Here is a 20,883-nt window from a genome sequence, read left to right as displayed (position 1 = left end):
GTTTGAACTTCTTGATTTCTCTTCAATTCTCTGCTGATGGTCGACGGACTTCGCTTAAGTGACTCAGCAATGAAAAGCTGTGAAAAACCCGCTGTTTTTAAACTGGAAATCTGATATCTTTCTGTCTCGGTCAGTTGTGTATAGGCCATAGCGCATTCTCCTGTGGCGGGAAAGATGCCTACTATAGCAACTGACCGCCTTTCTGAAAAATTGCGCTTATTAGTCGAATCCGCCGTTCATATTTAATGTTAATGATTGTTGATTGTGGCTCTATAAGTGAGTAATAAGTTATCTTATTAAGAGGTTATTAAAATAAATGGTTTTTGTTTACGTAACCTCTTTTTTTGGTTGATGGGTGTATAATTACACCCATTTTTATCTAAAAATATTACGGTTTATTAGTGGCAATAGTTAGATCCACTTGAATTACAATAATTGGTCCCAGCACCATTGCTATTGCCTCCAGAGTCAATTCTACCTCCTATTTCTCCTCCGATGTGGCGGCCAGCTGCAGCTCCTCCGGCAGCTCCAGCACCACCACCGGCGAATCGACCAATAACAACACCAATTACTGCACCAGATGCAGTACCTGGGCCCGGTGCTATGAAAGTGCCTATTGCTGCACCAGCTGCGGCTCCAGCATATCCCCCAGCCACACTGCCAGCTATTCTTCCAGCAGCTCCCCCTGCGGCTGCTCCTGCTATTTCACCAGCGGTTTCTCCTACCCCTGCACCTGCAACTAAATCGAACTCTTGAATGGTAAGCTCACGCATAATAAATTTCCCTTCATTCAGGTTTGCTAAAAATAATAACAATCAAATATATATAAGAACTCATGATTGTATTTAAAAATAATTTTAACGAAAAATTATAATGGGTGTAATTTAATATATACAAAAAAGGAATGGATACTAATATCAGTAAAATAGCTAGAATAGATAGAGTAAATATTTTATAAAAAACATTTGGTTTTTTATCATGTGAGTATTCTTTTTTGAACTCTTTTTTCAATAAAGAAAATTCATTGGATATTTTATTTGCAGTACTGAACATGATAATCAATAAAATTATTGACATAACGTAATCTATATACTCAAGAATAGGGGTGTCTAATCTAAGTATAAATATCGAGACAATATAAACTATAAAAAGATTAAAAAATAAAGCCTCTTTTTTAAAGGTTTTTTTAGACAATTTTGATATTTCTTTAGCTCTGCATAACAAGGTGTTTTTATAGATTTTTATTTTCATAAATTATTATTGATTTTTTATATGGTTTTTAATTTATTTTGATTATATTTTTTGGTTTTTTTTTATGTCAATGTATTTTTATTAAAATAAAAAAATAACCAAATATGGTAATTACCCTAACGTCTTGAAAATATAGGGGTGAATTAAATTTTAAAAGAAAATATTAAATCTCTAATCTTTTCAAGAGAAACTATAATTAAAGTTATCATGATAATGCGCTAAATCTATTGGATGATATAAATAAAAACTTATTGATATATTTATTTAGTCATCACTTTCTCTTATTGTCAGTAAAAGCATTCGTTAGTCTAAATCTGTTTAATTACCATCACAGATGGTCATCAATGTTTCCGTAGGTCTGAGAGGAAGCGCTTAAACGACTAGAAAAACTTCTGTAGCCTGAAAGTGAAAGCAAGAATTGCGGTACATCTGCACACCTTTGGAAGCAGATATTGCTAGTATGAACAATCCTAGCTAGTTTGGTGATGATGGTCTTTTTAGCTAATAGAGTACCAACGGTACTTCGGCGCGTGAGGTTATGGTTTTCATTGCCTTTCGTAGCTGGATTTAAGGTGGGGAAGATCCACTTTACTTTTATCTGATTTCAAGTGGGCATGAAACATGCGCTCGCTTACTTTTCACATTAGCGTTAGGTGATAGCCTTTCGCACAATGGGATTGAGCTACGTCTCGATCTCATTTCACTTCAATGAGCAGGATTGCTTTTGCGCATCTCGCTCATGTCTAGCTATGTTTGCTTAAAATATTTAGCGGGCGGCTTCTCTACACCTAAATAATTAGCTCATTGCTACCGTTTGATCCTTAACGTTGCGGCGTTTTGCTGTGCTTGTTGGTATTTCAACGTTTGCACCACTTTTGCTGACTGTTTGCGGACTTGACGCCGCAGCAAAAGGGCAGTACGACAATTACAGGCTCATGCCTGCTTAACAGCGCAGTGAATCTGACACGGCATTTTATAGATTGAAAGAGTAATGGTGGTTCAGGCGGGGGAGGCTTCGGCCTTGCCGGAAGGTAGCTACCGGTACTGCGAACCCTGTCTGAATCACCACTATCAATTTTCTCAATTAATGGAAGGGGTAGCAGGAATGAATAATGTTAGAAATGATTGGCATCAAGCCGATATTATTGTTGCATTACGTAAGCGTGGTCCAACCTTAGCTGCGGTATCCCGTGAAGCGGGACTGAGTTCTTCCACATTAGCCAACACGCTGTCACGTCCTTGGCCTAAAGGCGAATGGATTATCGCTAATTATCTCAACATTCATCTATCTGAAATCTGGCCTAGTCGTTATTTTGATATGGACAGTAATCTTATTGAGAGCAAAGTTCGCGAGAAATCAGCAGAATAATTATTCTAATACCGTAAAATATCAGGGAAATAGTCACCTCACTTCATCTGATTACCTACTGTGTTGTTTGATTGATGAGGTAGCATAATTGGTTATCTATCACCGTAATCTTTAATACCTTTCGACGAAATGCGTCGCAATTTCCTATCACGAGGCCAGAACGTTTAGTGTACTTATCTACTCACTGGCAACGAGTCATATATCCTTCTTTTACTGTAGGCGGTGAATTCTGATATGCTTTGCAAAATATTTTGTTCTCATGTTTTTGTGTGTGCGTCTTTGTGTGGTGAACGGTATATCAATCGGTGTATCACTTTTTGTAAAAAGACACATGATTTTATTTTAGTTATCGTTTAAAAATATATAGTTATGAGTAAACCAAAACATATTGTAGAAGTTATGATCTCCGAACAGGAGGTTAAGCAACGTATTGCTGAACTGGGAAAACAGATTACTGAACACTATTGTGACAGTGGTAGTGGGCTGGTATTGGTCGGGTTGCTGAGAGGTTCATTTATTTTTATGGCTGATTTATGCCGTGAAATTCAGATCCCTCATCAAGTCGACTTTATGACGGCTTCCAGTTACGGCAGCGGTATGAATTCCACTCGTGATGTGAAAATCCTGAAAGATCTGGACGAGGATATCCGCGGTAAGCATGTGCTGATTGTGGAAGATATTATTGATTCAGGTAATACTTTGAATAAAGTGCGTGAAATTTTGGCGCTGCGTGAGCCAAAATCACTGGCAATCTGTACCTTGCTGGATAAACCTTCCCGCCGTGAAGTTGATGTTCCGGTTGAATGGATTGGTTATTCAATTGAGGATAAATTTGTGGTGGGTTATGGTATCGATTATGCGCAACTTTACCGTCATCTGCCTTATATCGGCCATGTGGTTTTGCTAGAAGAGTAGTTTTCTCGTATCTTGGGAACGGCAACTTTCGGGTTGCCGTTTTTGCTTTGTGATTCAGGTATGGTGTGTGGTGTTGGGTTGGCTAATAAAGCCTCCTTATTACGCTATCAGGAGTGAGCCAGTATTGGTTTTATTTCTGGTCTTTTGTGCTGTGAGGCAATCCACAGTTCATATTGGGACTGCATTCCTGTCCACATTTCGGCACTAGTACCTAATGCAGCTTCCAGTCGCAGGGCCATATCAGCAGATATTCCTGCATTGCCGTTTAATATGCGAGATAGTGCAGCTCTGGTTATACCGAGAGCCTTTGCTGCCTCTGTGACAGATATGTCACCAAGATATTCACGCAAAACTATGCCTGGGTGTGCAGGTTTATGCATTTTCATTTCGTTGCCCTCAGTGATAATCTTGATAATTAACGAGAATTATATCTTCGCCCTCAAATCTAAATGTTAAACGCCAATTACCGTTAACAGATATTGCCCAGTGACTGCTAAGATTTGCTCCTTTTAGTGGATGAAGTTTCCAGCTAGGGGCATTCATATCTTCTGGTTTTTTAGCCATATTCAATGCTGTTAGCTGGATTTGCAGCTTTAGGGCATGCTTAGGTTGAATGCCGGCGGTAGAACCAGTTTTGAAAAATTTTTCCAATCCTTTGTGTTTGAAGCTTTTAATCATACTAGTCTCGTATACTGTATATGCACACTATGCGGAAGTCGTCATGGCATGTCAACAAATACATATAATTTCTGTAATATTTAAGTATTCAATGAGTGATAATTAATTAGTATTTAGATTAATTACTCATTTTACATTATTGAGGATAAGTAATTTTCGTATTCTAAAAATAATTGTAAAAATTGTCAAAAATATTATAGAAATATCCTGATTCACCTGATTAATTTAATGGGTTGATTAACTGTTGAGTATTTTATTTCTGTATGTTAAAAGTTTTTACTATTATGCTTTAGTGTTTTGACTCAATCAAAAAATACTGATTTTTACATTAATGATAATTTAATTTTATAACCTTATAAAAAAAAATTAAAAATATCTCTTACATCTTAATATTAATAACATCATTTTCCATATTCATTTTAACTTACTATCGTTCATTTTCATGCAGATATTCCATTTTTTTTGATCTTTAAGAGTTAATTAATACCTATCCTTTTAGGGAAATAGGCATGGTATCATCAGATTATCCATTTTCTGCAAATTTTTTCAGTAATTATGTTAATTTGTTTATTACAATTTTTTATATTCTGTTTCTTGTTCATATAGCAATGAACTTTAAGATGGAATATATCAATTTTAATTAAAAATAATATTTTAATGCATCGGATGGATATTTATTAATCCAATGACTATATATCATGATGAATATTTATATTATCTTTATCATGAGTTATTTTATTCTTATTACTATATGTATAAACTCGAAAATTAAAATAGCTATTCGAGGTTTAAATAGCTATACCCTATGGATTTCAAGATGCATCGCGACGGCAAGGGAGCGAATCCCTGGGAGCATAGATAACTATGTGACCGGGGTGAGTGGGTGCCTATGTCTAATGGGAATTCTCCCCTCTAGAAATGTGATGACAATGGCGTTACTTTTGTGTATTATTTAGCTCATCTATAGCGTGAGGAGATTTGTAATGAACGTGATAAGTGAGAACCGTAAAAATAAGACACTCAACTTGAGGATTAGGCAGGAGGATCGAGATTTAATAGATAGAGCGGCAAAAGTGAAGGGAAAAACCGTTACTGAATATGTTCTTGATACAATCAAACGTGATGCTGAAAATACTTTATTGGAACACTCCTTTATGGTTGTATCTCCAGAAATTTTTAATGCTTTTATTGCTAAACTTGATGCTCCGGCTGCTCCAAATGAGCGTCTTATCAAAACGGCAAATATGAAAAAACCGTGGTGATAAAATGATTAATGATCCAACTTTGTTAACAGATGATCACAATTTAAATAGTTTTACTTCAGGAATTGACACCCTGGGCAACTGGTTAACAGACAGAGCATTAAAAAATCAAAAAGAGAATGCTTCGCGAACCTATGTTGTAAGCCAAGACAGGGATGTTATTGCTTATTATTCGTTAGCTACCGGCTCAATCATGTCAGAAGAGGCGATAAGCAAATTTAAGCGTAATATGCCAAATCCCATTCCGGTGATTATTTTGGGCCGCTTAGCTGTTGATAAGCGTTATCAAGGAAGAGGGTTTGGTCGCTATTTAGTCAGAGATGCCTCCATACGTGTCGCCCAAGCGGCAGATTTAGTGGGTATTAGGGGATTGATTGTTCATGCTATCTCGGAGAATGCTAAGGCGTTTTATAAGTCTGTGGGTTTTAGTGATTCGCTTTTAAATCCAATGACGCTAATGATCACGCTAAAAGATTTAAAAACTGTTTTTAAAATAACAGATTAATACCATTTAGCAAAAATTGTTGTAAACTTTCCACTCTAGTTTAGATAATATCTCTGGAGAAAAATATTGTCATGAGTTTAAAGGGTGAAATATACTTTTTTAAGTGTGAGGAAAACATTTTAATATAATTTATAAACTGAAAATCTGTATAAATCTTCATTTAATTACGCTGTGGAAAGGATTAAATATAACCTTTTCTACAGCGTATTTTATCAGTAACTTAGAAAAATCACTTCTTATGCGTCAATTTGGAAACGGTCTGACGATAGGTCAATTCCAATTTTTCACGGCTGTCAGCCGTCACTTCAAGATCCTGCAATTGACCATTATGGATACCGTAAACCCAACCGTGGATCATCACTTTTTGGCCTCGTTTCCATGCTGATTGCATAATGGTTGAGTGACCAAGGTTATATACTTGCTCAACAACATTAATTTCGCACAGACGGTTCAGACGCTCATTGGGGGGTAATTCACCTAGCATAGAACTGTGTTTATACCAAAGATCACGGATATGTAGCAGCCAGTTGTTAATCAATCCCAGCTCGGTGCCATCAATTGCGGCTTCGATACCACCACAACCATAGTGTCCGCAGATAATGATATGTTCAACTTCCAGTACGTCTACCGCATATTGAATAACTGAAAGACAATTTAAGTCAGTATGAATAACCAGGTTTGCAACGTTCCTGTGAACAAATAAATCACCGGGGGCGGCATCAATTAGTTTTTCTGCTGGCACCCGGCTGTCTGAGCAGCCAATCCATAAGAATCGAGGTTTTTGTGCTTTTGCTAATTCTTTGAAAAAATTTGGGTTTTCTTCGTTAACCGATTCTGACCACTGCTTGTTATTGGCAAGCAGCTCTTCTATTTTTTTCATCATGATTCATAGCCTGGTAGTGTTTCTTTAAGATAGAATCATATACAACATCAATTAAAATTTTAATATTTTGTTGCTGTTTGTTTTTAATCTTTCTGCTGTTTTTGCAAAGCAAGTCAGGCAGAAAAGGAGCATTATGTTTCCACATTGCACGCAAAGGCGACCAGATAATAAAGGTGTTTTGTAATTTATGACTTATGCATTGGAGTTAACGCAGCTTACTAAGACTTACACTGATGGTGTTAAGGCGCTGCGTGGGATAGACCTGAATGTGGAAGTTGGAGACTTCTACGCATTATTGGGTCCGAATGGTGCAGGGAAGTCCACCACAATCGGCATTATTAGTTCTCTGGTAAACAAAAGCAGCGGTAAGGTTAAGGTATTTGGCTATGATATTGATACCGATATTGTGAATGCTAAACGCCAGTTAGGTCTTGTTCCGCAAGAATTTAACTTTAATCCGTTTGAGACGGTGTTGCAGATTGTTCTCAATCAGGCCGGTTACTATGGTGTACCGCGAAAAGTGGCGCAAGCCAGAGCGAAAACTTATCTATCGCAGTTAGATCTGTGGGAAAAACGTAATCAACGAGCGATTCGCCTGTCTGGTGGGATGAAACGACGTCTGATGATTGTACGTGCTTTGATGCATCAGCCTAAATTATTGATTCTTGATGAACCGACTGCTGGTGTTGATATTGAACTTCGTCGCTCTATGTGGAATTTTTTGCAACAACTGAATGCACAAGGAACGACAATTATTCTAACGACTCACTATTTAGAAGAAGCAGAAATGCTGTGCCGTAATATTGGTATTATTCAGCATGGTGAATTGGTGGAAAACACCAGTATGAAAAATTTACTCAGTCGGGTGGAATCTGAAACATTCTTCTTCGATCTGGCGACGCAAAACCCAACTCTTGAATTGGTAGGATATGATTATCGGCTGCTGGATGCCTCTACTTTGGAAGTGGATGTTCAACGCGGTCAGGGAATAAATAGCGTATTCACCCAATTAAGCGCTCAGGGTATTCATATTTTGAGTATGCGCAATAAAGCGAACCGTCTGGAAGAGTTATTTGTCAGCTTGGTGAACAACAAGCAAGGAGATAGTAAATGATTCAGTTGTATTGGGTGGCGCTAAAAACTATCTGGATTAAAGAAATTACCCGTTTTGGGCGTATTTGGGTACAGACTTTATTACCGCCGGTTATTACCATGTCGCTCTATTTTATTATCTTCGGTAGCTTGATTGGTTCGCGTATTGGAGAAATGGGCGGCGTCGATTATATGCAGTTTATTGTCCCTGGCCTGATTATGATGGCGGTGATTACTAACTCTTATGCCAATGTTTCTTCCTCTTTCTTTGGCGCGAAATTCCAGCGCAGTATTGAGGAATTATTGGTAGCGCCGGTTCCGACACACATAGTTATTGTGGGCTTTGTTGGTGGTGGTGTTGCCCGTGGTGTTTGCGTCGGTATTTTGGTGACATTGGTTTCTCTATTTTTTGTTCCGCTTCATATTCATGCGTGGTGGATGATTGTTGTCACGTTATTGATGACCTCTATTTTGTTCTCACTAGGTGGTTTGCTGAATTCGATTTTTGCTAAGACATTTGATGATATCAGCATTATTCCGACCTTCGTATTAACGCCATTGACCTATCTTGGCGGGGTGTTCTATTCATTGACATTATTACCCCCATTTTGGCAGGCGGTTTCCAAGCTTAACCCGATCGTTTATATGGTTAGTGGTTTTCGTTATGGTTTCCTGGGAATTACTGATGTTTCTTTGATAGTTACATTAAGTGTTTTGACTGCATTTATTATGATTTTTTATCTTACTGCCTGGTATTTAATTGAAACAGGGCGGGGATTAAGGACTTAATTGTAGAAAGGACTTATATTGTAGATTCTTTTGTTATGTAAGTGGTGATGAATGGGTAGGGGAAATGCATTTGCAATGTCTTCACAACTGCAATGTCTTCACAACCTACCCATTATTGAGCGCTTAAATTAATATTTAAGCTACCTGAACTGGCACGGCTTTAGCTATACGGCTCATAATATTATCACCGTCGAAGTAAGCAATATTAGGCTTATGATGACAGGCATCTTCATTAGGGATTTGTACATATGAGCAAATAATCAGCCTATCACCTGCCGCCGCACGGCGTGCGGCCGCGCCATTAACTGAAATTATTCTAGAACCACGTTCAGCGGCGATAGCATAAGTGGAAAAACGCTCGCCGTTATCCACGTTATAGATATCAATAGCTTCATATTCCAGAATACCGGCTGCATCCATAAAATTCTGATCAATTGCACAGGAACCTTCATAATGTAGATCTGCCTGAGTCACTTTCACTCGGTGCAATTTCCCCTGTAGCATGGTGCGCAACATGGTTTCTCTCCTGATTCGATGACAACTTAGAATCTGTTATTTTATTTTCCTGCATCAATAACGCCTGATACAACGGCGATTATTGCATTAAGTCTATCTGTTGATTATCGATTAAACGGGTCTGCCCTAACCAGGCAGCCATCAGAATAACCGCTTTCTTGCTTTCGGTATTTAATGGCGCCAGCGTTTCGGCGTCACGGATAAACAACTCATCAGGTACAAAACCTGCTTCGCGTAGCTGTTCGGCAGCTTGGGTGAGCAGTTGTTCTGTGTGACGTTCTCCTTGTGCCATTTTTTCAGCGATAGATCGCATGATCTTGCTGAGTTCTGGGGCGATTCGATGTTCATCGGCTGTTAAATTGTTATTACGTGAACTGAGAGCCAGGCCATTTTTATCGCGCACAGTAGGTACTGAGATTAGCGTAATGTCATAAGCCAGGTCGTCAATCATTTTGCGAATAAGTTGTAATTGCTGAAAATCTTTCTCGCCAAAGTAAGTTAAATCTGGTTGCACCAGATTGAACAGTTTGCTCACCACGGTTGACACACCACGGAAATGACCGGGACGACTGGCCCCTTCCAACATGGTAGAAAGCTCAGGAACTTCAACATAAGTCTGATGTTCCATACCATTAGGGTATATTTCCTTATCGGCAGGAGCAAATACTAGATCGACACCGTGTTGATGAAGTTTTTCGCAATCTTCCTGTAAAGTACGAGGATATCTTGCTAGATCATCCTGACGATTAAACTGCATCGGATTGACGAAAATAGAGACGATCACAATATCTGCTTGCCCTTTGGCTGTATCGACTAACGTCATATGGCCATCGTGCAAGTTACCCATTGTTGGCACTAGTGCAATGCGTTTTCCTTCCTGACGCCAGCGGCGGATTTCACGGCGTAGAATCGGTACGGTTTCGACAATCAGCATTGCTTAATACTCCTTAGTATGTTTGCAGCCTTCGGGCTAACAAAGGGTAGTTTATTAATAAAATGAATGTTCTTTACCTGGGTAGGCGCCGCTTTCTACTTGCTCTTTATATAGGCGGATGGCATCAGGTATATTTCCCGCTTCTTCAAGGAAGTTTTTCACAAACTTAGGCGGGCTTACTGTGATGCCTAGCACGTCATGCATCACTAAAATTTGCCCATCAGTCACATTACCGGCGCCAATACCGATTACCGGGATCTGTAATTCATCGGTGATAAGTTTAGCCAAATCAACGGGGACGCACTCTAGCACTAGCAGTTGTATGCCCGCTTTTTCTAAGGTAATGGCATCTTTTATCAATTGATTCGCTGATTCTTCATCACGTCCTTGGACTCTATAACCGCCCAGAATATGAACTGACTGCGGAGTTAGTCCTAAATGAGCGCAAACGGGTACAGAACGCTCGGTAAGTATACTAATGGTATCGTATAACCAGCTACCGCCTTCAAGTTTAACCATGTTAGCGCCAGCACGCATAAGCTTAGCCGCGTTTTCACAACTCTGCTCTGGTGTGGCATAACTCATGAAAGGCATATCGGCAATAATAAAAGTATAAGGTGCTCCGGCACGGACGCAACGAGTATGATAGACAGTATCTTCAACTGTCACTGGAATGGTGGTATCAGCCCCTTGTACTGTCATACCCAGTGAGTCACCCACCAGCATGACATCGATACCTTGCTCGGCAAACAGGTGGGCAAAGCTGGCGTCATAAGCGGTAATAGTTGCGAATTTACGTTTTTCGTTCTTGAGCTGATTCAGATCAGTCATGGTTATTGGTTTCATTATCTATCTTCCTTCTCCTGCAATTTTTCTTGTTATGTACAGAAATCGGCCACGGACTGAACTGAGATCCTTATATGTAATGATTAGAATCAGAGGACTGCGGTTGCAGCCAGAGCTCCAGGCCGTTTTCTGGAATATGTTTTAGTCTTTCAGATAAAGCTTCCCCGTCAGGAAATATGAGATCAGGGGCAATTTCAGCTAACGGGTAGAGCATAAATTCGCGTTGTTTTAGTCCGTAGTGAGGCACTGTCAAGCGTTCGGTATTAATCACCTGATCACCAAATAGCATGATATCCAGATCAAGTGTTCTTGGCCCCCAGCGCTCATCTTTTCTTACTCGCCCTTGAGCCAGTTCAATCGCCTGAGTGTGATTGAGTAATTCTTCCGGTGTTAGCGAGGTCTCCAGCGCGACTGCCGCATTCAGAAAATCAGGTTGATTCTGCGGCCCCATTGGTTTAGTACGATACAGTGAGGAACAGGCAATAAATTCTGTTTCTGGTAAATCCCTTAATGCAGCAAGTGCATTTTTTACTTGCTGCATAGGTTCCGCCAGATTGCTACCAACAGCGATATAAACACGAGCCATAGTTATCAGCCGTTCCTGCTCAGTCTTTGTTTATAGTGACGGCGCGGTCGTGTACGCCGACGGACAATCTCACTACCCAGGTCGGAAATCATACTCCGTTGCTGTGATGCATTGACTTGCTGAAACTCTCCCCACCAATGGGCAAGCTCTTTTAGCTCATTGCGGTTTTCGACATTGGCCCTGAGTTCCAGCAAATCGTAGGCAGCACGGAATTTCGGGTGTTCCATCAGCTTATTTGCCCGCTTACCATGACGGCGCGGCAGGCGTAGCTGTAATTGCCAGATATCACGCATGATGGTTGTCAGGCGCTTGGGAATAGCAATGGAGTGGCATTGCTCATCCAGAATATCATTCATAGCTAATGCAAAAGCGTCGTAGTAAGCCAGACCACCTTCTTGGGACAGCTTTTCCGCATGCTCAACCAGTGGATACCAGAGCATCGCGGCGAACAAAAACGCCGGATTAACCCGTTTGTCGTTCTGTAACCGGAAATCGGTATTCTTCAAAACCTGATTGACCATACGTTCCATTGGCGAGTCGTTATTTTCGGTGAAATAGCGTTGAACCAATGGAAAAAGTGGTTGAAATAGGCGGTACTCGCGCAGAAGTTGATAAGTGCTGTAGCCTTGACCGGTTTGTAAAAGTTTTAGCGATTCTTCAAACAGGCGGGCTGGTGGAATATTACTCAGCAGAAAAGCCAAACGAGAAATCGGTTCGGCGGTATCTTCGCTGATGGTCATATTTAGTTTGCTGGCGAATCGGATCGCACGCAGCATTCTTACTGGATCTTCTCGATAGCGAGTTTCAGGATCGCCAATCAAGCGGATAACACCGGTTTCCAGATCATGCAGGCCACCGGCATAATCACGCAGAGAGAAATCATTGATGCCGTAATAGAGGCTGTTTATGGTGAAATCGCGGCGCATAGCATCTTCTTCAATTGATCCGAAGATGTTATCCCGCAGTAGCATGCCGCTTTGTGCTTGTTGTGACTGATTTTTATCGCCGGAACTCGTCTGTTCATGTGGGCCACGGAATGTTGCGACTTCGATCACTTCCTGACCAAACATAATATGAGCTAAACGAAAGCGGCGCCCAACCAGACGGCAGTTGCGAAATAGTTTACGTACCTGTTCTGGCGTTGCATTGGTGGCAATATCAAAATCTTTCGGTTTCGTGCCGAGCAATAAATCACGGACGCCACCGCCAACCAGATAGGCTTCAAAGCCGGATTTATTCAGACGGTAAAGAACTTTCAGTGCATTTTCACTGATATCTCTGCGGGAAATACTATGTTGTTCCCGTGGAATTATCGTTATTAATGAGTCAGGATGAGGATTCTCCTGTTCAACCTTCCTTTGTATTTCCACATTGGATGAAGATTGATAAGGGTTTTGGCGATTAGAGTGAAGAGTTACGTACTCTTCCTGAGTAGAACGATTAGATCCGGTGACTGATCCTTCACTGGCTGCCTGTGGTTCGCGGTTAGTTTTCCCTTCGCGGATCAATAAGTTACGGCAGAAATTTGCTACTCGGTTAAAAATGGTACACCTCGATAAGTAACTAATCATATAAAACAAATAAAAACAGCGGCTAATCATAGCCTACTGTGTATTTTTTGAGAATGGTTGTTATGACTAACCGTAACTTTATTCACGTTACCTATGTATTTTACCTTGTCGTGGAATTCGGTCCAGATCCCAATGTGCTGTTGCTTTTTTCAGCAATTGATCACGAGAAAGATCTTGCCAGTTTTCTATGATAGGTTGATTAAGGAAAGATAGTGCCTCAATCAGTAATGGCCGAGGATCATCCAATGGGATCGGCTGAGCATGATTCTGTTTGGAAAGTTTATTGCCATCCTGATTCAGAGCGAGTGGTAAATGAATATAGTCAGGTATTTTCAGATTTAACCGCTGATAAAGCGCCATCTGACGGACGGTTGGTTCGATCAAATCAGCTCCTCTTACCACCTCGGTCACCCCTTGGTAATCATCATCAATAACAACCACTAAATTATAGGCAAATAAACCGTCACGACGGTGAATAATAAAATCTTCTTCAGCCATGATCGGATCGGCGTTCAGATATCCTTGCAACTTATCTTCGAAACCGTAAATCGGATGACGCTGTTTGAATCGAATTGCTGCATGATCAACGGGCAAATTTAATTCACGACAGTTTCTATCATAAAAACCATTAGTCTGGTGAATGCGTTGACGGGTACAAGTGCAGTAATAGCTTAAGCCTTGTTGTTGCAATTGATTAAGGATATGACGGTAAGCCTCATGGCGTTGAGATTGATAGAGAATTTCACCATCCCAATGTAAACCGTAATGCTCAAGCGCGTGAAGAATACGGTCGGCAGCACCGGGAACTTCTCTGGGCGGATCAATATCATCGATACGTATCAGCCACTTTCCCTGACAAGCGCGGGCTTGCAAATAGCTGCCAATGGCAGTGATTAATGAACCAAAATGCAGGTCGCCAGAAGGTGATGGGGCGAAACGCCCAATATAAGAGTGGGGACGTTCAGATTTTATCATATGGGATCAGTGGAGTTGTTTATACGGCGCCATGAAGACGCCGTATTCGGAACACCATTAATTAGCCAGCCATCTGTTTTTCACGGATTTCGGCCAGAGTTTTACAATCAATACACAAATCTGCGGTTGGGCGGGCTTCCAAACGACGGATGCCGATCTCAATGCCACAGGATTCACAAAAACCGAAATCGTCATCTTCGACTTTTTTCAGGGTTTTCTCGATCTTCTTAATCAATTTACGCTCACGATCGCGGTTACGTAATTCAAGACTGAATTCTTCTTCCTGCGCCGCACGGTCAACTGGATCAGGGAAGTTCGCTGCCTCATCTTGCATATGAGATACAGTACGATCTACTTCATCCCTGAGTTGATTGCGCCATGCTTCAAGAATTAGCTTGAAATGCGCCAACTGGGCATCGTTCATGTATTCTTCACCTGGCTTTTCTTGGTAAGGTTCTACCCCAGCGATGGCGAGAATGCTTAAGGACGAGGTTTTACGTTTTTGCCCTTCTTGCATAATACTTCTCCTACACACGCACTATCAAACAAACCCCTAGCGGGGAAAAAAACAGGCCGCTATAAATAGCAGATGGAGCATGGGTTGGCAATTGTTCCTGCCATTAGTTTCACAATGGTGTGGAAGCAAATGTATTGCATGCCTTTACACCTTGTACAACTTGGCTGCAAATAATTAGGTAAATCGATAAATTAATTATTTTAGTACAAAAGTTAACTTATCGCCTAAAATCATCCCTTTTCCGGTCATGTTGGCCTGGTAACAGATAACTTCGACCCCAGAATTTTGCGCTTGTTCCAAAAGAGATGAATAATTATGATCAATATGTGCCGCCGCCGCGACCTGCCTGATGCTGGAATGCAAAACCGCAAAGAACAAAACCGCTCTTTGCCCTTGTTCTGCTATGTGCTGCAATTCCCGTAGGTGTTTTTGCCCGCGGGCCGTAACAGCATCAGGGAAATAGCCACAATTTTCCTGGAGAAGAGTCACTGATTTCACTTCAATATAGCAATTAACTTGTTGTTCTGCCTGTAATAACAGATCTATCCGACTGTTCTCTTCGCCATATTTCACTTCGCGACTGATTTTTTTATATTCAGAAAATTCTGGAATAGCATTTTTTGCAATGGCTTCAGCGACTAAATCATTTGCTCTGAGCGTATTGACGCAAATCCAGTGACCATCCTGCGTTTCTGTTAATTCCCAACTGTTGGGGTATTTACGCTTGGGATTATCAGATGTGGAGTACCAAACCGTATCTCCCGGTGTCGCGCAGCCGGTCATTGCGCCCGTATTGGCACAATGGATGGTCAGTGTTTCGCCTTCCGGTGTGATGACATCAGCCAGGAAACGTTTATAACGACGAATTAGCGTGGCAGATTGTAAGGGTGGATGGAATTCCATAAAAACTCCTTGATGACTGATGGCATAAGATTGAAGCGGGCAATGCTACAATACCGACGGTTGAAAGTTAACTTTCTTTGTATGGAGTGTTTGTGTCTTTATTGCCTGTATATGAAGTCGTCGAGCCTGTCTTGAGTGCGTTGAAAAGTTCACAACAGGTCCTGCTTCATGCTCCGGCGGGTGCCGGGAAATCGACAGTTTTGCCATTGGAAATTCTGAAAAAAGCCGATTTTTCTGGACGTATCATAATGTTGGAACCACGACGGATTGCCGCTCGCAGTGTTGCCAATCGCCTTGCAGCTCAACTGAATGAAAATATTGGGCAGACGGTGGGTTACCGGATGCGTTCAGAGACGAAAGTGAGTACAACCACTCGCCTTGAAGTGGTAACGGAAGGCATTTTAACCCGTATGTTGCAGCAAGATCCCATGCTGACCGGGGTTTCTCTGGTGATTCTGGATGAATTCCATGAGCGTAGCTTGCAGGCCGATTTGGCGCTGGCGTTGTTGCTGGATGTACAGGCAGGGCTGCGGGATGATCTGCGAATTTTGATTATGTCAGCGACGCTGGATAATCAGCGGCTCTGTTCTTTATTACCTGATGCGCCGGTGATTACTTCTCAAGGGCGAAGCTTTCCTGTGACCAGACATTATTGTCATTTGCCAACTCATCAACCTCTTGAACAGAGTGTAGCTACCGTTGTATTGCGGTTACTCCAACAGGAACAAGGTTCTATGCTGTTGTTCTTGCCGGGTAGCGGAGAAATTCAACAGGTATTTGGACTTCTTAGCGGGAGAGTTGCCGAGGATACCGATTTGTGCCCGTTATACGGTGCGTTGTCATTGGCTGAACAACAAAAAGCGATCGAACCTTCACCATGTGGACGCCGTAAAGTTGTTTTGGCGACTAACATTGCGGAAACCAGCTTAACGATTGAAGGTATTCGATTGGTGGTTGATAGCGGTCTTGAACGCACGACGCGTTTTGAACCCAAAAATGGGCTGACTCGTCTGATCACTCAACGCATCAGTCAAGCTTCTATGACACAACGGGCTGGCCGAGCGGGACGACTGGAAGCCGGAGTTTGTTGGCACCTATTCAGCCAGGAACAGGCAGAAAGATCGGCAGAACATAGTGAGCCTGAAATTCTGAATACTGATCTCAGTAGCTTATGGCTCTCCTTATTGCAGTGGGGCTGTCATGATATTTCTCAATTGCATTGGCTAGACATGCCACCGGCGGCAGCTCTGGCAGTAGCCAAGTCGCTGTTATTACAGTTAGGCGCAGTCAATAACAATGGTCAGTTAATGTCCAGAGGCAGAAAAATGGCGGAATCCGGCAGTGATCCGCGTTTGGCTGCGATGTTATGTGCAGGGCTGGAACAAGGGGCCGATATGCTGGCAACCGCAGCTATGCTGACCGCGATTCTGGAGGAACCGCCCCGAGATGGTCAGCCGGATATCACTTATTGGGTTGAACAGCGACAGGCTCATTGGTTACGGCGAGCCAAGCAGTTAACCAGGAATATGGGCGATCATTTTGGTGAACCGGATGGTGGATTTGTTGCAATGCTATTAGCCCAGGGTTTCCCTGACAGAATAGCCAAAAATCGAGATAAGAGAGGGCGTTTTCAACTGGCGAATGGTTTGGGAACGATAATCGATGATGAAGAAAAGTTGTCTGGCGAATCGTGGCTGGTGGCTCCTTCGTTATTACAAAACAGCAAAAATCCTGATGCGCGTATTTTGCTGGCTTGTCCTCTGGATATTGAACGACTGGTACAGCAACAACCGAATTTATTCAGTGAGCAAAGTGTCGTTGAATGGGATGATAACAAAGGGACATTACGAGCATGGAAACGGCTGCAATGTGGCAGCCTGACAGTAAAAGCCCAACGATTGGCAAAACCTTCCGATGAGCAATTACAACAGGCTCTGCTAAACTGGTTACGCAGTGAGGGATTACATGAGCTGAACTGGTCACCTGCGGCAGTTCAGTTGTGCATCCGTATCCAATGTGCGGCTAAATGGTTGCCTGAAATGGAGTGGCCGGCAGTAGATAATGATGCATTAATGGCTTCTCTTGATGATTGGTTGATGCCGTTCCTTACTGGCGTGCGTGATTTGAAAGGGCTGAAACAGATTGATTTGTTGCCGGTGTTGGAAAACTTGCTGGATTGGCAACAACAACAGTGTCTGGATAATGAACTGCCTATTTATTACACTGTTCCTACCGGCAGTCGGATAGCAATTCGTTATTTCAGTGATAAACCACCGGTATTATCTGTTCGGATGCAGGAAATGTATGGCGAGCAGCAAAGCCCCTCTCTGGCAAAAGGGCGGATAACACTGGTGCTTGAACTCTTATCGCCAGCCCAAAGGCCATTGCAGATCACGCAGGATCTGGCTGCTTTTTGGCAAGGGTCCTATCGTGAAGTACAAAAAGAGATGAAAGGGCGTTACCCAAAACATTTATGGCCGGATGATCCGGCAAATACGCTACCTACTCGGCGGACAAAAAAATATTCGTAATAGAATTTACTCCTTGTTTTTTCTGGCGAATAAATTCATTAAAAAATATGAAAACCCAAATAAGAGCATCTGAGCGGTTTTGGAGAATTTTGGAATGTCTGGTGAAGATCGTCAACCAATCGGACGTAAAGGCAAAAAGTTGGTATCCCGCAGTAAAGGGCCATTAAAAAGGCGATATCGGTTGGATGATAATGGCTATGAAGATGATGACTACGATGATGAAGAGGATCAACCCATGACAACGAAAGGAATGTATTCTCGCCCACCTAAGAAAAAGTGGCGTTGGTTCTGGTTGTTATTCAAGATATTTATTATTTTTGCCGTATTACTGGCGGCTTATGGTGTCTATCTGGATGCCAAAATCCGCGATCGCATTGATGGAAAAGTCTGGGAGTTACCGGCGGCAGTCTATGGCCGCATGGTCAATCTTGAACCGGGCATGAACTACAGTAAGAAAGAGATGGTACATCTGCTGGAAGGGATGCAGTATCGCCAGGTGACAAAAATTACCCGCGCTGGGGAGTTTTCTGTCAGAGGTGAAACCATTGAAATGTTGCGCCGTCCGTTTGATTTCCCTGACAGTAAAGAGGGGCAGATCCACGCTTTGCTGACTTTCAGCGATAACCGCTTGGCGGGGATCGAAAATCTGGAAAATCAGCGTCAGTTTGGGTTCTTCCGTCTTGATCCGAAGCTGATTACCATGTTGCAGTCCCCCAATGGGGAGCAGCGGTTATTTGTGCCACGTTCTGGTTTCCCCGATTTACTGGTTAACACCTTGCTGGCGACGGAAGATCGCCATTTCTATCAACATGATGGCATCCGTATTCTTTCCATTGGGCGTGCAGCACTGGCTAACTTGACTGCCGGACGTACGGTTCAGGGGGGAAGTACCCTGACGCAACAATTGGTGAGAAACCTGTTCCTGACCAATGAACGTACTTTGGTGCGCAAAGCCAATGAAGCCTATATGGCGGTGCTGATGGATTATCGTTACAGCAAAGATCGGATTCTCGAACTGTATCTGAACGAAGTTTATTTAGGCCGAAGTGGTGATGGGGAGATCCGAGGATTCCCGCTGGCGAGCCTCTACTATTTTGGCCGTCCCGTGGATGAATTGAGTTTAGATCAACAGGCGTTGCTGGTCGGTATGGTGAAAGGGGCCTCACTCTATAATCCGTGGCGTAATCCTAAACTCGTTCTCCAGCGTCGTAATGTGGTGCTCAAGCTGTTACAAAACCAGCAAATTATTGATGAAGATCTTTATAAGTTATTGAGTGCTCGTCCACTGGGGGTAAAACCGAAAGGTGGTGTTATTACCCCACAACCGGCGTTTATGCAGCTAGTTCGTAAAGAATTGCAGGACCGACTGGGGGATCGAGTAAATGATCTGTCCGGCGTAAAAATCTTCACTACTTTGGACCCGGTATCTCAGGATGCGGCTGAAAACGCGGTAGAAGAGGGAATTGCCAACCTGAGAAAAACCCGCAAAATTGCTGACCTTGAAGGGGCAATGGTGGTTGTCGATCGTATCAGTGGTGAAATCAGAGCGATGGTTGGAGGTTCTCAACCTCAGTATGCTGGATTTAACCGAGCGATGATGGCGCGTCGTTCAATTGGCTCGCTGGCGAAACCTTCGACTTATTTGGCGGCATTGAGCGAGCCGGATCAATATCGGTTGAATACCTGGCTGGCGGATGAACCTCTTGCGGTAAAACAGCCGAACAGCAAGGTTTGGGAACCGAGAAATTATGACCGTCGTTTCCGTGGGCGAGTCATGTTGATAGATGGGCTGGCAAATTCATTGAATATTCCTACGGTGAACCTTGGATTGGCGGTTGGTCTTGATCATGTCAGCAACACATTGATCCGGCTTGGCGTACCGGAAGAAGTGATTCAGCAGGTTCCGGCCATGTTACTGGGTTCTCTCAGCTTGACACCTTTGGAAGTAGCGCAGGAATACCAGACAATGGCGAGTGGCGGCAACCGTGCGACGCTTTCCGCGTTACGTTCTGTCATCGCGGAAGATGGCGCTGTGATATATCAGAGTTACCCACAGGCTGAACGGGCTGTACCGGCTCAGGCGGCTTATCTGACGCTATATGGTATGCAGCAGGTGGTAGCGAATGGAACTTCTCGTTCTCTGAACGCTAAGTTTGGTCGTTATAATCTGGCGGGTAAAACGGGTACCACCAATGATCTGCGTGATAGCTGGTTTGCCGGAATCGATGGTAAAGAGGTGGTGATAGCGTGGGTTGGCCGCGATAACAACGACCCGACTAATCTGACAGGCGCTACAGGGGCGTTGAATGTGTATCGCCGTTATCTGGAAAATCAGACGCCGCTGATGTTGAATAACATTCCACCAGAAGGCATTGTCGATATGGCGGTTAATCAGGATGGCAGCTTTAGCTGTAGTGGCAGTGGTTGGCGAACATTACCGGTTTGGACTTATGATCCACAAAGTTTGTGCCAGCAAACAGAGGTATCAGCACCTGTTCAACAGCAAGAACAAGCACCGGGCTGGTTGCGGGAGATGTTTGGCCAATAATAAATATTTGATGAGATAAATGACAAAACGCTGATCTCTATGGTCAGCGTTTTTGTTTTCTGGGTAAAGTAGAGCGCTATTCATCCCACAGAGCTGTTCACTCCCTTTTTACCTGCTTTCCAAACATACCGCGTTATTATCCTTTTAGTCTTATGTTTGTTATTTAATTGTAAATAAATTGTTATAAATTATGAGTTATTACGCCCATCATA

21 protein-coding genes are annotated in these 20,883 nt (G+C 42.5%); 8 read left to right on the top strand and 13 right to left on the bottom strand.

Annotated elements, in window-relative coordinates:
* Together C6H66_RS19825 and C6H66_RS19820 are read right to left on the bottom strand one after the other, a co-directional pair.
* Positions 1–149: helix-turn-helix domain-containing protein (locus tag C6H66_RS19825; protein WP_146111022.1), on the bottom strand; the 149-nt coding region annotated here is incomplete at its 3' end.
* A 249-nt stretch (positions 150–398) separates the two neighbouring features.
* A complete protein-coding gene (locus C6H66_RS19820; RefSeq protein ID WP_105396487.1) occupies positions 399–773 on the bottom strand; it encodes a hypothetical protein in 375 nt (124 codons plus the stop codon).
* 1,583 nt (positions 774–2,356) lie between these two features.
* Here C6H66_RS19820 and C6H66_RS19810 point away from each other — a divergent pair.
* Positions 2,357–2,620 (top strand): helix-turn-helix domain-containing protein, encoded by a 264-nt coding sequence (locus tag C6H66_RS19810; RefSeq protein WP_105396489.1) that lies wholly within the window; start codon positions 2,357–2,359, stop codon positions 2,618–2,620.
* 369 nt (positions 2,621–2,989) lie between these two features.
* On the top strand, positions 2,990–3,535 hold the full coding sequence (gene hpt, locus C6H66_RS19805; RefSeq protein ID WP_105396485.1) for a hypoxanthine phosphoribosyltransferase: 546 nt from the start codon (positions 2,990–2,992) through the stop codon (positions 3,533–3,535).
* 107 nt (positions 3,536–3,642) lie between these two features.
* Here hpt and C6H66_RS19800 read toward each other — a convergent pair whose 3' ends face one another.
* Positions 3,643–3,921: a HigA family addiction module antitoxin gene (locus C6H66_RS19800; protein ID WP_011145233.1), complete on the bottom strand. Its 279-nt coding sequence runs from the start codon at positions 3,919–3,921 to the stop codon at positions 3,643–3,645.
* 10 nt (positions 3,922–3,931) lie between these two features.
* Positions 3,932–4,213 carry a type II toxin-antitoxin system RelE/ParE family toxin gene (locus C6H66_RS19795; protein ID WP_105396484.1) on the bottom strand — a complete coding sequence of 94 codons (282 nt, stop codon included), beginning with the start codon at positions 4,211–4,213 and terminating at the stop codon, positions 3,932–3,934.
* Between the two features lie 983 nt (positions 4,214–5,196).
* Here C6H66_RS19795 and C6H66_RS19790 point away from each other — a divergent pair.
* Both C6H66_RS19790 and C6H66_RS19785 read left to right on the top strand, forming a co-directional pair.
* A complete protein-coding gene (locus C6H66_RS19790) occupies positions 5,197–5,475 on the top strand; it encodes a type II toxin-antitoxin system TacA family antitoxin (RefSeq protein ID WP_072165183.1) in 279 nt (92 codons plus the stop codon).
* Between the two features lie 4 nt (positions 5,476–5,479).
* On the top strand, positions 5,480–5,980 hold the full coding sequence (locus C6H66_RS19785; RefSeq protein ID WP_105396483.1) for a GNAT family N-acetyltransferase: 501 nt from the start codon (positions 5,480–5,482) through the stop codon (positions 5,978–5,980).
* Between the two features lie 229 nt (positions 5,981–6,209).
* Here C6H66_RS19785 and can read toward each other — a convergent pair whose 3' ends face one another.
* On the bottom strand, positions 6,210–6,863 hold the full coding sequence (gene can, locus C6H66_RS19780; protein ID WP_046397342.1) for a carbonate dehydratase: 654 nt from the start codon (positions 6,861–6,863) through the stop codon (positions 6,210–6,212).
* Between the two features lie 187 nt (positions 6,864–7,050).
* Between can and C6H66_RS19775 the strand changes: the two genes are divergently transcribed.
* Together C6H66_RS19775 and C6H66_RS19770 are read left to right on the top strand one after the other, a co-directional pair.
* Positions 7,051–7,977 carry an ABC transporter ATP-binding protein gene (locus C6H66_RS19775; protein ID WP_046397341.1) on the top strand — a complete coding sequence of 309 codons (927 nt, stop codon included), beginning with the start codon at positions 7,051–7,053 and terminating at the stop codon, positions 7,975–7,977.
* Positions 7,974–8,744 (top strand): ABC transporter permease, encoded by a 771-nt coding sequence (locus C6H66_RS19770; RefSeq protein ID WP_036783126.1) that lies wholly within the window; start codon positions 7,974–7,976, stop codon positions 8,742–8,744. The genes C6H66_RS19775 and C6H66_RS19770 overlap by 4 nt, the downstream gene beginning before the upstream one ends.
* A 135-nt stretch (positions 8,745–8,879) precedes the next feature.
* Here the strand turns inward: C6H66_RS19770 and panD are convergent, their stop codons facing one another.
* The 8 genes from panD to sfsA all read right to left on the bottom strand — a co-directional run bounded on the left by panD (position 8,880) and on the right by sfsA (position 15,592).
* Entirely contained in the window at positions 8,880–9,260 is a 381-nt protein-coding gene (gene panD / locus C6H66_RS19765; protein WP_036783129.1) for an aspartate 1-decarboxylase, read from the bottom strand.
* Between the two features lie 79 nt (positions 9,261–9,339).
* Entirely contained in the window at positions 9,340–10,194 is an 855-nt protein-coding gene (gene panC, locus C6H66_RS19760; protein WP_105396482.1) for a pantoate--beta-alanine ligase, read from the bottom strand.
* A 54-nt stretch (positions 10,195–10,248) separates the two neighbouring features.
* Complete coding sequence (panB, locus tag C6H66_RS19755) at positions 10,249–11,040, bottom strand: 3-methyl-2-oxobutanoate hydroxymethyltransferase (protein ID WP_046397338.1); 792 nt, start codon at positions 11,038–11,040, stop codon at positions 10,249–10,251.
* 70 nt (positions 11,041–11,110) lie between these two features.
* Positions 11,111–11,626 (bottom strand): 2-amino-4-hydroxy-6-hydroxymethyldihydropteridine diphosphokinase, encoded by a 516-nt coding sequence (gene folK / locus C6H66_RS19750; protein ID WP_046397337.1) that lies wholly within the window; start codon positions 11,624–11,626, stop codon positions 11,111–11,113.
* A gap of 5 nt (positions 11,627–11,631) precedes the next feature.
* The gene (gene pcnB, locus C6H66_RS19745) at positions 11,632–13,197 is read right to left on the bottom strand and encodes a polynucleotide adenylyltransferase PcnB (RefSeq protein WP_105396488.1); all 1,566 of its coding nucleotides are present in this window, start codon (positions 13,195–13,197) and stop codon (positions 11,632–11,634) included.
* An 87-nt stretch (positions 13,198–13,284) separates the two neighbouring features.
* Complete coding sequence (gluQRS, locus tag C6H66_RS19740; protein ID WP_105396481.1) at positions 13,285–14,172, bottom strand: tRNA glutamyl-Q(34) synthetase GluQRS; 888 nt, start codon at positions 14,170–14,172, stop codon at positions 13,285–13,287.
* A 61-nt stretch (positions 14,173–14,233) separates the two neighbouring features.
* Complete coding sequence (gene dksA / locus C6H66_RS19735) at positions 14,234–14,689, bottom strand: RNA polymerase-binding protein DksA (RefSeq protein ID WP_011145244.1); 456 nt, start codon at positions 14,687–14,689, stop codon at positions 14,234–14,236.
* 195 nt (positions 14,690–14,884) lie between these two features.
* A complete protein-coding gene (gene sfsA / locus C6H66_RS19730) occupies positions 14,885–15,592 on the bottom strand; it encodes a DNA/RNA nuclease SfsA (protein WP_105396480.1) in 708 nt (235 codons plus the stop codon).
* Positions 15,593–15,684: 92 nt separating this feature from the next.
* Here sfsA and hrpB point away from each other — a divergent pair, with 92 nt between their 5' ends.
* Both hrpB and mrcB read left to right on the top strand, forming a co-directional pair.
* A complete protein-coding gene (hrpB, locus tag C6H66_RS19725; protein WP_105396479.1) occupies positions 15,685–18,123 on the top strand; it encodes an ATP-dependent helicase HrpB in 2,439 nt (812 codons plus the stop codon).
* A gap of 94 nt (positions 18,124–18,217) precedes the next feature.
* Positions 18,218–20,671, top strand: a complete 2,454-nt coding sequence (gene mrcB, locus C6H66_RS19720; protein ID WP_105396478.1) for a bifunctional glycosyl transferase/transpeptidase — start codon at positions 18,218–18,220, stop codon at positions 20,669–20,671.
* Positions 20,672–20,883 lie beyond the last annotated feature (212 nt).

It is taken from the genome of Photorhabdus hindustanensis (assembly GCF_002968995.1).
GTDB classification, from domain to species: Bacteria; Pseudomonadota; Gammaproteobacteria; order Enterobacterales; family Enterobacteriaceae; genus Photorhabdus; species Photorhabdus akhurstii.
This window is presented reverse-complemented; position numbering and strand designations above follow the sequence as displayed.

Coding starts and splice junctions, on each gene's coding strand:
- C6H66_RS19820 (WP_105396487.1), bottom strand. CDS start 773: ATGCGTGAGCTTACCATTCAAGAGTTCGATTTAGTTGCAGGTGCAGGG.
- C6H66_RS19810 (WP_105396489.1), top strand. CDS start 2,357: ATGAATAATGTTAGAAATGATTGGCATCAAGCCGATATTATTGTTGCA.
- hpt (WP_105396485.1), top strand. CDS start 2,990: ATGAGTAAACCAAAACATATTGTAGAAGTTATGATCTCCGAACAGGAG.
- C6H66_RS19800 (WP_011145233.1), bottom strand. CDS start 3,921: ATGAAAATGCATAAACCTGCACACCCAGGCATAGTTTTGCGTGAATAT.
- C6H66_RS19795 (WP_105396484.1), bottom strand. CDS start 4,213: ATGATTAAAAGCTTCAAACACAAAGGATTGGAAAAATTTTTCAAAACT.
- C6H66_RS19790 (WP_072165183.1), top strand. CDS start 5,197: ATGAACGTGATAAGTGAGAACCGTAAAAATAAGACACTCAACTTGAGG.
- C6H66_RS19785 (WP_105396483.1), top strand. CDS start 5,480: ATGATTAATGATCCAACTTTGTTAACAGATGATCACAATTTAAATAGT.
- can (WP_046397342.1), bottom strand. CDS start 6,863: ATGATGAAAAAAATAGAAGAGCTGCTTGCCAATAACAAGCAGTGGTCA.
- C6H66_RS19775 (WP_046397341.1), top strand. CDS start 7,051: ATGACTTATGCATTGGAGTTAACGCAGCTTACTAAGACTTACACTGAT.
- C6H66_RS19770 (WP_036783126.1), top strand. CDS start 7,974: ATGATTCAGTTGTATTGGGTGGCGCTAAAAACTATCTGGATTAAAGAA.
- panD (WP_036783129.1), bottom strand. CDS start 9,260: ATGTTGCGCACCATGCTACAGGGGAAATTGCACCGAGTGAAAGTGACT.
- panC (WP_105396482.1), bottom strand. CDS start 10,194: ATGCTGATTGTCGAAACCGTACCGATTCTACGCCGTGAAATCCGCCGC.
- panB (WP_046397338.1), bottom strand. CDS start 11,040: ATGAAACCAATAACCATGACTGATCTGAATCAGCTCAAGAACGAAAAA.
- folK (WP_046397337.1), bottom strand. CDS start 11,626: ATGGCTCGTGTTTATATCGCTGTTGGTAGCAATCTGGCGGAACCTATG.
- pcnB (WP_105396488.1), bottom strand. CDS start 13,197: ATGATTAGTTACTTATCGAGGTGTACCATTTTTAACCGAGTAGCAAAT.
- gluQRS (WP_105396481.1), bottom strand. CDS start 14,172: ATGATAAAATCTGAACGTCCCCACTCTTATATTGGGCGTTTCGCCCCA.
- dksA (WP_011145244.1), bottom strand. CDS start 14,689: ATGCAAGAAGGGCAAAAACGTAAAACCTCGTCCTTAAGCATTCTCGCC.
- sfsA (WP_105396480.1), bottom strand. CDS start 15,592: ATGGAATTCCATCCACCCTTACAATCTGCCACGCTAATTCGTCGTTAT.
- mrcB (WP_105396478.1), top strand. CDS start 18,218: ATGTCTGGTGAAGATCGTCAACCAATCGGACGTAAAGGCAAAAAGTTG.